Here is a 13,254-nt window from a genome sequence, read left to right on the forward strand (position 1 = left end):
GTGCGCCTGCTCACAGTGTTGTTGCTTTGCAACATTTGTAAGCGGTTTCACAGCGAGGTGACGTTTTGTAACGAAAAGTACGAAATAATTAGAGATGAGTCATACTTTGTACGGCAGGCGTTAGTTGCGATAACCGCTTGTCTTGTATAGTCATCAGCTTGATTGGAAACCTGCTTAGCCGTAGATTTAGTGCAAAGACACTGAAGCTAAATTACAAAAACGTCTGGTGGTGATGATGAATACCCTTGATAAAATTACGAACAACCTGGAAAGTTTCAGTAAATCAGAACGCAAGGTTGCCGAGGTGATCCTGGCGTCTCCCCAGACCGCCATCCACTCCAGCATCGCCGCCCTGGCCAAAATGGCCGACGTCAGTGAACCGACCGTCAACCGTTTTTGCCGTCGCCTCGATACCAAAGGCTTCCCCGATTTCAAACTCCATCTGGCCCAGAGCCTGGCCAATGGCACTCCTTACGTCAATCGTCATGTGGAAGCAGAAGACGGCCCCGATACCTACACGGCCAAAATCTTCGAATCCACCATGGCTTGTCTGGATGCCGCCAAGAACAGCCTGGATATCTCGGCCATCAACCGCTGTGTCGATATCCTGACCCAGTCCAAGAAGATAAGCTTCTTTGGTCTTGGCGCCTCCTCAGCCGTTGCCCGCGATGCCCAGAACAAGTTCTTCCGCTTCAATATCCCGGTGGTGAGCTTTGACGATATCGTCATGATGCGCATGAGCTGCATCAACAGCAGCGAAGGAGATGTGGTGGTGCTGATCTCCCATACCGGCCGCACCAAGGCGCTGGTCGAGATCGCCGCGCTGGCGCGCGAGAACGACGCCACCGTCATCGGCATGACCGCCAAGGATTCCCCACTGGCGCGCGAGTGCAACCTGGTGCTCTCCATGGATGTGCCGGAAGATACCGATGTCTACATGCCGATGGCTTCCCGCATTGCGCAGCTGGCGCTGGTGGATGTGCTGGCAACCGGATTTACCCTGCGCCGGGGGATGAAATTTCGTGAAAACCTGAAGAAGGTAAAAGAGGGATTGCGCGAATCCCGCTTTGAAACACCACACTCTTCCTGAATCGTCGGGGGCTTTGGCCCCCGACTGTCTATGCCACCCTCCTTGGTGTAGTCTTGATGTGGTATTGTAACTTAATAACAAAAACCACCCGGATGGTTTGCAAGCGGGTGCATCGAGCCATCGGTTTGATGGGGCAGAATCTCAAGTTATCTCAACTTCATATTGGAGTCTTTCATGCCTAGACGTACAAAGATTGTAACCACACTTGGTCCGGCCACCGACCGCGAAGGGATCCTCGAAGGGATTATCCGCGCCGGCGCCGACATGGTGCGGATGAACTTCTCTCACGGCACTCCTGAAGATCATATCCAGCGCGCCAATCAGGTGCGTGACATTGCTGCCAAGCTCGGCCGCCACGTTGCCATCATGGGTGACCTGCAAGGCCCGAAAATCCGTGTATCCACCTTCAAGGATGGCAAGATCTATCTCGCCATCGGTGACAAGTTCGTGCTGGATGCAGCCCTGGGCAAGGGTGAAGGCTGTCAGGAGCAGGTTGGTATCGACTACAAGAGCCTGCCAAATGATGTGGTGCCGGGTGACATCCTGCTGCTGGACGATGGCCGTGTACAACTGAAAGTCGAGAGCGTCGAAGGCACCCGCATCCATACTACTGTGACCGTGGCGGGCCCTCTCTCCAACAACAAGGGCATCAACAAGAAAGGGGGCGGTCTCTCTGCGCCAGCCCTGACCGAGAAAGACAAGGAAGATATCAAGACAGCCGCGCTGATGAACGTGGATTATCTGGCCGTCTCCTTCCCGCGCTGCGGTGATGATCTGCGTTACGCCCGCGAACTGGCTCGCGAAGCTGGCTCCAATGCCAAGATCGTGGCCAAGGTCGAGCGCGCCGAGACCGTCGCCACCGATGAGGCGATGGAAGATATCATCCTCGGTTCCGATGCCGTGATGGTTGCCCGTGGCGATCTGGGCGTCGAGATCGGTGACCCCGAGCTGGTTGGCGTGCAGAAGAAGCTGATCCGTCACTCCCGTCGTCTCAACCGTGTGGTGATCACCGCTACCCAGATGATGGAATCGATGATCAACGCGCCGCTGCCGACTCGTGCAGAAGTGATGGACGTCGCCAACGCCGTGCTGGATGGTACCGATGCGGTGATGCTCTCTGCCGAAACCGCTGCCGGTCAGTTCCCCATCGAGACGGTCACCTCCATGGCGAGCGTCTGTGTCGGTGCCGAAAAGCACCCGAGCCTGAACGTCTCCAACCACCGCATGAGCTACACCTTCACCTCGGTGGAAGAGGCGGTTGCCATGTCCACCATGTACGCAGCCAACCACCTGGAAGGGGTCAAGGCGATCGTGGCGCTGACCGAATCGGGCACCACGCCGCTGCTGATGTCCCGTATCAGCTCCGGTCTGCCGATCTTCGCCATGTCCCCCCACAACAAGACCCTGGCCTGGGCCAACCTCTACCGTGGTGTGACCCCGGTGCTGTTCGACGGTGACGAGACCAAACCGGTCTACGAAGTGTGCCGCGACGCGCTGGCCGTGCTCAAGGATAAGGGGCTGCTGCAAAGCGGGGACATGGTACTGCTGACCCACGGTGACAAGATGGAAACCGTCGGCAGTACCAACACCTGCAAGGTGATGATGGTCGAATAAGCCCGTCCGGTTTCACAGTGTTCAACAAGGCTGCTCCTCTCTGATGAGCAGCCTTTTTATTAACGGCTGTCGCGCTTTGGCGGGATAAACAGGACTCAATGATTGCTTAACCGGATTCCCCTTCCGATAATGCGGGAGTGATTTTCACCGGGTAGCCCGTTGTAGGGGATCGCACCGGGTAACCCAGACACTCGACAATACGGGAGTGAAAAAATGAACAAGCGTAACTGGTTGCTGGCCCTGTCACTGACGTTGGTGGTGTCACCCAGCCATGCCGACTGGGAGAAACTGAAGGCTGCCGCCGCCGATCTCGGCACCGCCGTGAGTGAGACTAGCAAGGAGGTATGGCAGGATGTCAGCGACTTCTCCAAAAAGAGCTGGGCCTCCATCTCTGCCTGGGGTGAAGAGGCGTTCAATACCGCCGGGGTCTGGACCGACAAGAGCATCGCCACTGGCAAGGAGTGGCTGAAGGTAGCCGACAAGAAGCTCGACGAGATGCTGGAGCCCAAAACCCCGCAGGAGGCGCGGGTGGCGCTCAACACCATGGCCGACACGGCACTGGTGCGCCTGTTCAATGAACAGCCTTCAGCCAAGTTGCTGTTTGACAAGGCGTATGGCTACGCAGTATTCGATTCGCGCAAGTTCTCCCTGATGCTGCATACCAATCAGGGCGCCGGGGTGGCCATCAATCGCAAGAGTGGCAAACACACCTATATGAAGATGTTTGGCGCGGGGCTGGCGGCCGGTATCGGTGGCAAGTTCTATCAGCAGGTGATCCTGTTTGAAGACAAAGCCAGATTCGATGCCTTCGTGACCCAGGGTTGGGAGGCCACTTCCGAAGTGGGCGTGGTAGCTGGCAAGGAGAGCGCCGAGCTTACCGCCAAATACAACGGCGGCATGGCCATCTACCAGATCGGCGAGAAGGGATTGCTGTTCGATGCCAACATCTCCGGCTCCAAATACTGGATCGACAAGGATTTGAGTCAGTAACCATTCAGGCGGTGAGCCCTCGGCATTTGCCCTGCTCACCGTGCGGCAGTTGCAGTCAAAGATCGCCCGCACTCATCCTGCGGGCGTGCTTGTTTGTGGTGGCGTGATGCGGGTGTTGGATGGCAAAGCGCCTTTTCCCGCGCGAATGCTGGGGACAAAAAGCCATCGCTCCCCTTGGCCGCAACCGGTATAATGCGCGACCCGAATTTTTCCAGGTGTTCAAAATGCAGCCGGTACCCAACCTTTTCTCCTATCCCCGCTATTGGGCCGAGTGCTACGGCACGGCGCCCTTCCTGCCCATGTCCCGCAAAGAGATGGACAAGCTCGGTTGGGACAGCTGCGACGTCATTCTGGTGACGGGGGATGCCTACGTGGATCACCCGAGCTTCGGCATGGCGGTCATCGGCCGCATGCTGGAGGCGCAGGGCTTTCGGGTCGGCATCATCGCCCAACCGGACTGGTCATCGAAGGATGACTTTATGCGTCTGGGCAAACCGAACCTCTTCTTCGGGGTGACCGCGGGTAACATGGACTCCATGATCAACCGCTACACCTCCGACAAAAAGCTGCGCCACGACGACGCCTACACCCCGGGGGATGTGGGCGGCAAGCGGCCGGATCGCGCCACCCTGGTCTATACCCAGCGCTGCAAGGAGGCCTTCAAGGAGGTCCCCGTCGTCATCGGCGGCATCGAGGCGTCGCTGCGCCGCATCGCCCACTACGATTACTGGTCCGAGACCATCCGCCGCTCCATCCTGCTCGATGCCAAGGCCGATATCCTGATTTACGGCAACGCCGAGCGGCCGCTGGTGGAAGTGGCTCACCGTATCGCGGCGGGGGAGACCATCGACACCATGCAGGATATTCGCGGCACCGCCGTCATCCGCAAGGAGCCGCTGCCGGGTTGGAAAGGGGTGGATTCGAGCAAGCTCGACCAGATTGGCCGCATCGATCCCATCATGAACCCCTATATGGAAGGGGCCCCATGCTCGGACGACGCCACCGAAGCGGCACCTGCCGCGCAGGAAGCCCAGCCTGTGCTGGTGCAGCCGCCCAAGCCCAAGCCGTGGGAAAAAACCTATGTGAAGCTGCCGGCGTTCGAGCGGGTCAAAGAGGACAAGGTGCTCTACGCCCACGCCTCGCGCATTCTGCACCACGAGACCAACCCCGGCTGTGCCCGCGCCTTGGCGCAGGCTCACGGCGATCGCATCGTCTGGGTCAACCCGCCCGCCTTCCCGCTCGAAACCGAGGAGATGGACGGCGTATTCGGCCTGCCCTACCAGCGGGTGCCGCACCCGGCCTATGGCAACGAGAAGATCCCCGCCTTCGAGATGATCAAGACCTCGGTCAACATCATGCGCGGCTGTTTTGGCGGCTGCTCCTTCTGTTCCATCACCGAGCACGAAGGGCGCATCATCCAGAGCCGCTCGGAAGAGTCGATCCTCAAAGAAATCGAAGATATCCGCGACAAGGTGCCGGGCTTTACCGGCGTCATCTCGGATCTCGGCGGCCCCACCGCCAACATGTACAAGTTGCGCTGCAAGAGCCCCAAGGCCGAGCAGACCTGCCGTCGCGCCTCCTGTGTCTGGCCCACCATCTGCCCGCACATGGACACCGACCACAGCCCGACCATCAACCTCTATCGCAAGGCGCGCGACCTCAAGGGGATCAAGAAGATCCTGATCGCCTCCGGCGTGCGTTACGACATCGCGGTGGAAGATCCCCGCTATATCAAGGAGCTGGCTAAGTACCACGTCGGCGGCTACCTCAAGATCGCGCCGGAACACACCGAGGAGGGGCCCCTCTCCAAGATGATGAAGCCGGGCATGGGCAGCTACTACCAGTTCAAGGAGTTGTTCGATAAATACTCCAAAGAGGCGGGCAAGCAGCAGTACCTGATCCCCTACTTCATCTCCGCCCACCCGGGCACCACAGACGAAGACATGGTCAATCTGGCGCTCTGGGTCAAAGAGAACCGCTTCAAGCTCGATCAGGTGCAGAACTTCTATCCGTCGCCGCTCGCCAACGCCACCACCATGTATTACACGGAGAAAAACCCGTTGAACAAGGTGAGCCGCACCGGTGGCGATGTGTTTGTTGCCAAGGGCGAGCGCCGTCGCCGTCTGCACAAGGCGCTGCTGCGCTACCACGACCCCGCAGGCTGGCCGATGATCCGCGAAGCCCTGCTCGCCATGGGCAAGGGCCACCTGATTGGCAATGGCCCGGGTTGCCTGGTGCCAGCGGAAGGGCGCAACGAGCGCGCCGCCACTGGCAAAGGCATGAAACCGGCCCTGACTCGCCACAGCAACATCAGTCACCAGCGTGGCAATGGTGCAGGCAACAAGCCGACGGGCGGCAAGCCGGTGGGTTCCCAGCTGCAGAAAGGGGCGGCTAATGGCAAACCGGCCGCACAGGGCGAAGGCAAGAGTGCTGGCCAGAATGCTGGTAAAAGCAAACCTGCCGGAAAACCTGCCCATAAGGGCAAGGCGCCAACCCGCGCTGGCTCTGCCAAGCCGGGGGCAAAACCCGTAGCTCAAGGCGGCAAGCCTGCGGCTAAAGGCAATGGTGGCAAGCGACCGGCACGGTAATATTTCCTGATTGGAAATCGATAGAAATAATAAAGGCGACCGGATGGTCGCCTATTGTTTTAAATATATTTTTCTGTCAAGCACAGGAACTACTTGAACGACCTTCAATTCTTTGGTTTTCTTTCATTAAACTAATATCTACCAAACGAGGGGTTACATTTAGATTTGTTGCAATAGCTCTGATTTGATTTAGGTATGTAATATAGTCGCGAGTGCTCAAGGATTTTCCACTTGGCTTTTTTGTCACTATTTTCATGCGGTGTAAAACTTGCCAAGCATGTAGATCAATCACACCGTAGCGATTCGAATCAAACATTGTTAAAAATGCTGAAGCTGTTGGAACTGCAACACCATCTAATGTGCATAACGTATCTATTCTTTTTTTATCACCATGTAATTTATTAAAGGCTTGAGACATCACTACATTTATTTTTTCTGTGCTGTTTTTATTTTGCAATGTTATTTTCCTTGTGCTTTTCCAACGGCATATCTCAATGAATAAATCCTTTGAAAAATATTTGTTTTTTATTTCATTGCTGAGTTTTTTTTGCAAGCTAATAAATGATTCATCAGGCTCGACAGTTAATAGAAATCTCTCTATTTCAGGATACATAAGCCTCCTTCATATATAAATTGGATCAAGAAAATCTTAACCTGAGCCACCACATTTCTGTGTGAGGCTTAGCACCACCAAATATTACGCTGCTGCCCACGGCAATTCAAACGGAGCTGCCTTAGTGAGCGTGAATGGAGATAATCATCAGAAATTTATCATTTTTCTGCACAAAATCCCCCTGTCGGTCGATTACGAATGGTTGTTCCATCTGACGACGAGACGACTCTGTGCTGGCAGGGATGAGCGCTCTCAAAAAGAAAATAGATCAGGGATTCCCACCGTTTTGATGACAAGCCGTCAAGCTGGGTAAAGGGAACGGAAAGCCCGTCGCGCAAGGCGCAGGCCAGAATGCTGGCAAGAGCAAACCGACCGGCAAACCCGCCCATAAGGGCAAGGCGCCACCCGTGCCGGCTCTGCCAAACCCGCCGCTCAGGGCGGCAAGCCAGCAGCGAAAGGAAATGGTCCCAAACGACCGGCGCGTTGATATTTGCTGATTAGCAGCGCGATAGAAATAAAAAGGCGACTAGATGGTCGCCTTTTAAAAAAATATATTTTAGTTGTTAGGAGGAAGTTAATTGCGCTCTGTTAAAAACATATCCTCGCTCTAAAATTTCTTTGTCATTATTTTTAGCGATAACAATTTTTTCTCTCTCCTTTCGCCATTCTATAACGTCTATACATTTGGATAACTCAATATTCCAAGCCTTAGATACAACTTCAGATATGAATCCACCACAGGTTAAGTTAAAGTTCCATTGCTCACCGGTATAATCGTTAATGCTATTAAATCTTTTGCTGTGATATATACTTGGCACACTACTTATAGGAGTGAAGAAAATATTTTTTTCATATATCAAATTATCAAAGTCATTTGCTCTGTAATTATAAAAGAAATCATCAACAATGATTATTTCGTCTTTATCTTTAATTATGTCTTCTATCTCAACAGAGTTGATGTATTTACCTTCAAAGAAAGCAATAGGCAATGAACCTGGGTTGCCATTTAGCATTCTTACAACTTGAGATATATACATCTGCTGTTTTTGATCATATAGTCTAGTTGCTAATTGTGCTTGTTGAGATACCCATGCAGACATCGTTTCTTTGCTGGCAACGAGAATGGAGTCATTTCTTGCCGCATTTGTATTTTTGCCAACTAGTATTCCACTTATACCAGACATTTTTGTTTCTACAAGGCCGCCTACAACCATACAGCCCATTAGATTATGTGTGTCACCTCTCATTGTTTGAGACAGAAATGCACGACCTATAATTTGCATTGAGTCATCGTACACAAATTGAATATTTTCGGCGGCCATGTGTAAAAAGTCAGCAGCACACTCAATGTCTTCAAAGTACTGATGAGTAAGTGATGCTAGAAGGGTTATAAATTCGTGATTTGAACACTTAATCCAGTTATCTTTTGGTATGCGCTGAACATTGTCCTTTTCAGTGATAACTAATTCAACATCTAAAGCTGGCGCAATAGCAGTGCATAGTTCACATAATGTTAGTGTTTTTTGGGAGATACTTCAAAAATTTTATTAAAGTTTTTTATATTGTTTATGGTTATTCTGATTTTAGTACCGCCATCAATTAGGTATTCATGTGGCATGGCATTTCTAATAATAGGTCTTGCATTTAATCCACTTCGAAATTCTATAACATGAGTATCCTCTTGTGCTTTGTTACACTTCCTGGTTGTTATTGTAATATCATCACCGATCATAAATGATGAAAAAAAACCAATTCCATATTTTCCCGTTGCTTTTATGTCTTTTGCCATAAGCCCAGGGTGCTCTTCTAGCATTAGTTCAGAACCCCAATAGCTATTACCAAAATCAAATAAATAATGCTTAATAACCTCTAATGACATCCCGATGCCATCATCTTCAACTTCTATATATTTATTGTCATCTTCTACATATACCGAAATTTTAATTGAACCCCATTCATCACTCCGATTTTCTAGTTTTCTTCTAGCTCTTATCGCATCTGAGCTATTTTGAATTAACTCTCTTATCGGTACGCTCATGTCTTTTCCATATAACTCTTCCCCTCCAAGATTTCTGATTATTTTAGGAAGATCGCCTATGTGAATAAAGGCGTCAATAGGGGTCCAGTCTTCGCTCTGAATCAAGGATGAAAGTCGCTCAGGGGATTCAATGCCAAATACACGTTTTGCTTTAAATCTATTCATAGACCGGTCTGCCAGAAGAGCATCTGTTTGACGCAGTTCTTTATCAATCATTTTTAGAGCTTCATAACATAGCCACCACGATGACGCTTCTGAAGATTTAAACGAATAACCACTGGTATAAAAAAGGCTATCTTCTGATAGATACGGTTTTTGTAGTTTTTCTTGAAAACACCAATGTTCATCAGAGGTTGGTGATAATTTTCTTAGTGTTCTTAAAAATTGAGGTGCTCGTCTAGAATCGATATGTGATGCATCTGAAACACGTATTATGCATGCTAATTTTAGAGGGTCTATTGTCCAGTTTCTAGGGCACCAACTCGGTGCTCCAATAACTCTTGAAAATTCATTCTCTAACTTAGATATATCCCACCAGTGACTATGCGCAATTCTTCCAATGACTCTTCCAAAAGATTGGCGTATCTCTGGATTATCAATTAGAAAAATGTCTCCAGCTGTACTTTTCCATGCATTCAAAGCTAACTTTTCAGCTGAGCTAGCATGTAATTTACGGAGTACTGTGGAAATGACATATTCACGAATGTTTTCTGGTAGCTGATTGTGTTTACTTGATGTGGGTATGGGGATATCTAATTGTTTGCACTTTTGAGCTATAGTGTCATTCCATAATTGTAATTTTTCTAGTTCTATTATTCCTTGAGGATAAGCGGCCAAAGACATCGCAAGGTCATGCAGTAAAAATGCTCCTCCTAGTATAAACCCCTCCACAGGATTTAAATCATAATCAACACCACATATACAATCAGCCATTTCCCACAAAGCATCTATATGTGTTATATCGTGCACTGTGTAATCAGGGAGGCTTCTGCTTATTTCATTTGCCAAGGTTATTACGTTAGCTCTGAAGGATAGAAACGACTCTTTTAGTCTATTTATTGCTAATTGATTTTCAATACACTGCCGACCTAGAGTGTTTTTCCATATGCCCGTTAATTGGTAGTTATCCATGATTTTCTCGGTAAATGTAATGGTGTGGTTATTTATATTGGGCGAATCTGTGATACCTATCTTTCTGTGTAAGGCGTAACGTCACCAAATCTCACACTGCCGCCCGTGGATTACAGCTTCCAATATGCTCCCTTGACCCGCGCTGGCAGCAACCCATCGCAGTTCAACAGGTTCTGAATGGCCATGGTAAGCCAAACGAAACTGTCGAGGCGAGCCTTAAAGTGACTTAACTATCAGAAATTAATCGTTTTTTGAGCTTGATCAGCAAATGGCACCAAAGGCTGCATTTTGGCCATGTTGATGACTGGCAAGCGGGGAAGGGGAGTGAATCGGGGCGACCTGCTGGTCGCCCCTTGTGATTGCCATATCCGGCGTGCGAGGGGCTAGCCGTTATAGCCGTAGCAGCGCTTGAGCTCCTCGAAATCGTAGTAGTGGCTGCCGCTTTGGTAGGGCTGGCAGCCCGTCTTAAAGGCGATCTCCTTTTCGTTGTAGAGCATCTTGACCAGCACCTGCCGCTGCCCGTTCTGGTAGATATCCCATTGAATATTGGCGGTATAGGGGGAGACCCAGCCGCCGCGCCACTCGTTGTTCTGCTGGCTGAACAGCTGATCCGGGCTGGCCCCCTGACGGCTCCCTTCCAGCTTCATCAGGGCGGCGAGGGGGATAATGGCTTCGGCGTGGGCAAAGCGCAGGGTGGCCCGTCGGCTCTGCTCGCCCTCCACCACCTGACGCTGCACCTCGCCAAACAGGCCGTCGAGCAGCGGCTGGGCAATGGCGTAGGGGGCATTCTGGTTGGCAAAGCTCGGCCCCTTCTCGTAGAAATCTTCCGCATCGGAGAGGTAGGAGAACCAGGCAGACTCCTGTGGGGTGAGGAACTGCTCCAGCGCCCAGGGTTCGCTGCCCTGTGCCTGCGCTTCGCGGATCATGCCGGGGCCGATGATAAAGAGGTTGTAGAGCATCAGGGCGGCATCCACTTCGTCGCGCACATAGGTCATGCCGCCATCCTCCGGGTTGACGGCGACAAACTCGACGCCGCCCGCCAGATAGTCGACAAAGCCCTTGCTGTAGATACGCTCCAGCATGCTGCGGGCCATCTCTTTGGTCTTGCTCAGGTTTTTAAGCTGATCCAGCGCCCTTGCCAGTTCGGGGGCCGGGGCGATTCCTGCATCATCGTCACCGATAAAGCGCTGGTAGCTCTCATAGGCGGGCAGGTAGCGGGCGTAATCCCCCTCGGGCGTGGTCTTGTGGAAGTAGAGCTCGAACTTGTTGACCAGCTTTTTGTCGATCTTCGAGGGGTCATCCTGCGTGAGGTAGCACTGCGCCGAGTCACTGACATAGTTCACGCCGCGCTTGAGACTCTCCATAAAGTAGAAGGCGCTTTCGTTGGCCCTGTCCTTGCCCGAGGTGACCACCTTGATGCAGTGGGGCTCGCTGCTGTTGAGCAGGGTCGGCAGCCGCGCCGCCAGCCGGGTGGCGAGGTTGGCGTGCTCCTCCTTGCCCAGCGCCGAGAGCAGTCCATAGCCCAGTTTCTGGTTGGCGGCCGTCACCAGATCGACCTTGCCTCCCAGCCCCTGCCCGAGGGTGGTGAGCGCCCCCTGACGCTGCGCCTCTTCCCATACCAGCTTGGTCAGCACGTCATATTTCGGGCTGGAGAGGGAGCGCGAGCCGTGGCGCGCCACCATCTCGGTAAAGACCGGGCTGAACCCCTGGGGCGCTGGCTCGTAGCTCTCCGCCTGCTGCTGCGGGCTGTAGACCGCTTTGGTGCTGTATTGATAGGCCGTTTTGCCCTGGCTGTCGGCAGACGATTCATTCTCTGACTGGCAGCCACCAAGCAAGACCAGCGAGACGGCCAAAGCCACATAAGAAGAGCGCGGGAAAGTCATGATGTTCCTTATCTATCCATATGAAAAATAAGTGAAAAACTCTATGGCTTGAAAATGACCGCGGTATGTCAGCCAGATGACAGGCTGATGACTTCTGATAAAGCAGTAAGCAAGGGGAGAGAATCTCTTTTTCGGAACCCCCACCTTGTTGATGCAAAAAGCCCCGAGAGCGGGGCGCTTTCGGGGAAGAGGAAAAACATCGACAAGACATTACAAAGGCATTCGGTTCACACCTGAACCGTATCAGGCATCGACATAGAGCACTTCATTTTTTCGGGACACCCACCTTTTTGACAGTGGCGTAGGGCTGTTCTTGACTTAAGAGGTCACCGTTGAGGGATGTGCCATGACCATTGCCCGTTCACGTCAAATCAGCTTGCAGGATACGCCTTACTACCATGTGGTCAGCCGCTGTGTGCGGCGAGCCTTTCTGTGTGGTGACGATGCCCATTCTGGCCAGAGTTATGAGCATCGGCGTCAGTGGGTGGTCGACAAGTTGGGGCAACTATCGCGGCTGTTTGCAATTGGCATTTGTGCTTATGCGGTGATGAGCAATCATTATCATCTGGTGCTCAAGGTGGAGCCCGATACCGCAGCCAACTGGAGTGAGCGGGAGGTGGCTGAGCGCTGGGCGGCGCTATTCCAGTGGCCGCATTTGGTCAGGCGCTGGTATCAGGGGGAGATGTTGATCGAGCCTGAGCTGGCTGTCGTGCAGCAATTGCTGGCCCAATGGCGGGAGCGGCTTCACTCCATAAGTTGGTTTATTCGGCTACTCAATGAAAATCTGGCCCGTCAGGCCAATCAGGAAGATGGTTGCAAGGGCCATTTCTGGGAGGGGCGCTTCAAGAGTCAGGCTTTGCTCACCGAATCCGCCTTGTTGGCCTGTATGGCGTATGTTGACCTCAATCCGATACGAGCTGCGTTGACCGATCGGCCAGAGCAGAGTGAATACACCAGTATCAAACAGCGCCTTGACGCGCCTGCTACTACTGAGGTTTTGCCACCACTTTTGCTGCCGTTTGCCCGCCAGGGTAAGCCTGAAGAGCTGCCTTATGCCTTCAGCGACTACCTGATGCTGGTTGATTGGACTGGTCGTGCTATTAGGCCCGACAAGCGGGGTCATATTCCGGCCCAATTTGGACCCATTCTGGAACGATTGGGACTCGATGCTGTTCGCTGGTTGAAGCAGGTGACGCTGTTCAGGCGACAAGGGATCAGAGTGGTGGGAGACAGAGATCAATGTCAGCAGTTTGCCCGCCACTGTGGCCAGCGACGATGCCATCAACCAAGGCTGTGATAGATTTGCA

The 13,254-nt window shown here is 52.4% G+C and carries 9 protein-coding genes and 1 pseudogene; 6 read left to right on the top strand and 4 right to left on the bottom strand.

Features of this window, described 5'->3' with window-relative positions; all coding sequences use genetic code 11:
* The first annotated feature begins 232 nt into the window (after positions 1-232).
* The 4 genes from G5179_RS03395 (at position 233) to G5179_RS03410 (ending at position 6,282) form a co-directional block, all read left to right on the top strand.
* Complete coding sequence (locus tag G5179_RS03395) at positions 233-1,090, top strand: MurR/RpiR family transcriptional regulator (protein WP_005347620.1); 858 nt, start codon at positions 233-235, stop codon at positions 1,088-1,090.
* 174 nt (positions 1,091-1,264) lie between these two features.
* Entirely contained in the window at positions 1,265-2,704 is a 1,440-nt protein-coding gene (gene pyk, locus G5179_RS03400) for a pyruvate kinase (RefSeq protein ID WP_266134250.1), read from the top strand.
* Between the two features lie 213 nt (positions 2,705-2,917).
* Entirely contained in the window at positions 2,918-3,694 is a 777-nt protein-coding gene (gene befA / locus G5179_RS03405) for a beta cell expansion factor BefA (protein ID WP_323912847.1), read from the top strand.
* Positions 3,695-3,918: 224 nt separating this feature from the next.
* Complete coding sequence (locus tag G5179_RS03410; RefSeq protein WP_421257871.1) at positions 3,919-6,282, top strand: YgiQ family radical SAM protein; 2,364 nt, start codon at positions 3,919-3,921, stop codon at positions 6,280-6,282.
* A 76-nt stretch (positions 6,283-6,358) separates the two neighbouring features.
* On the opposite strand, the gene G5179_RS03415 is transcribed toward G5179_RS03410, so the two are convergent.
* Positions 6,359-6,895: a hypothetical protein gene (locus tag G5179_RS03415; RefSeq protein WP_421257872.1), complete on the bottom strand. Its 537-nt coding sequence runs from the start codon at positions 6,893-6,895 to the stop codon at positions 6,359-6,361.
* A gap of 299 nt (positions 6,896-7,194) precedes the next feature.
* On the opposite strand from G5179_RS03415, the pseudogene G5179_RS03420 reads away from it, so the two are divergent.
* Positions 7,195-7,382 (top strand): annotated as a pseudogene (locus tag G5179_RS03420) (hypothetical protein); the annotation flags it as partial.
* A 76-nt stretch (positions 7,383-7,458) separates the two neighbouring features.
* Here G5179_RS03420 and G5179_RS03425 read toward each other — a convergent pair.
* From G5179_RS03425 to G5179_RS03435, 3 genes are all read right to left on the bottom strand, one after another.
* On the bottom strand, positions 7,459-8,178 hold the full coding sequence (locus G5179_RS03425) for a hypothetical protein (RefSeq protein ID WP_421257873.1): 720 nt from the start codon (positions 8,176-8,178) through the stop codon (positions 7,459-7,461).
* A gap of 230 nt (positions 8,179-8,408) precedes the next feature.
* On the bottom strand, positions 8,409-10,064 hold the full coding sequence (locus tag G5179_RS03430) for an HD domain-containing protein (protein ID WP_421257874.1): 1,656 nt from the start codon (positions 10,062-10,064) through the stop codon (positions 8,409-8,411).
* Positions 10,065-10,447: 383 nt separating this feature from the next.
* Positions 10,448-11,947 (bottom strand): histidine-type phosphatase, encoded by a 1,500-nt coding sequence (locus G5179_RS03435; RefSeq protein WP_421257875.1) that lies wholly within the window; start codon positions 11,945-11,947, stop codon positions 10,448-10,450.
* A 346-nt stretch (positions 11,948-12,293) separates the two neighbouring features.
* Between G5179_RS03435 and G5179_RS03440 the strand changes: the two genes are divergently transcribed.
* Positions 12,294-13,244, top strand: a complete 951-nt coding sequence (locus G5179_RS03440; protein ID WP_064338478.1) for a transposase — start codon at positions 12,294-12,296, stop codon at positions 13,242-13,244.
* The last annotated feature ends 10 nt before the right edge of the window (positions 13,245-13,254 follow it).

It is taken from the genome of Aeromonas sp. 600886 (assembly GCF_049174935.1).
GTDB lineage: Bacteria > Pseudomonadota > Gammaproteobacteria > Enterobacterales > Aeromonadaceae > Aeromonas > Aeromonas veronii_A.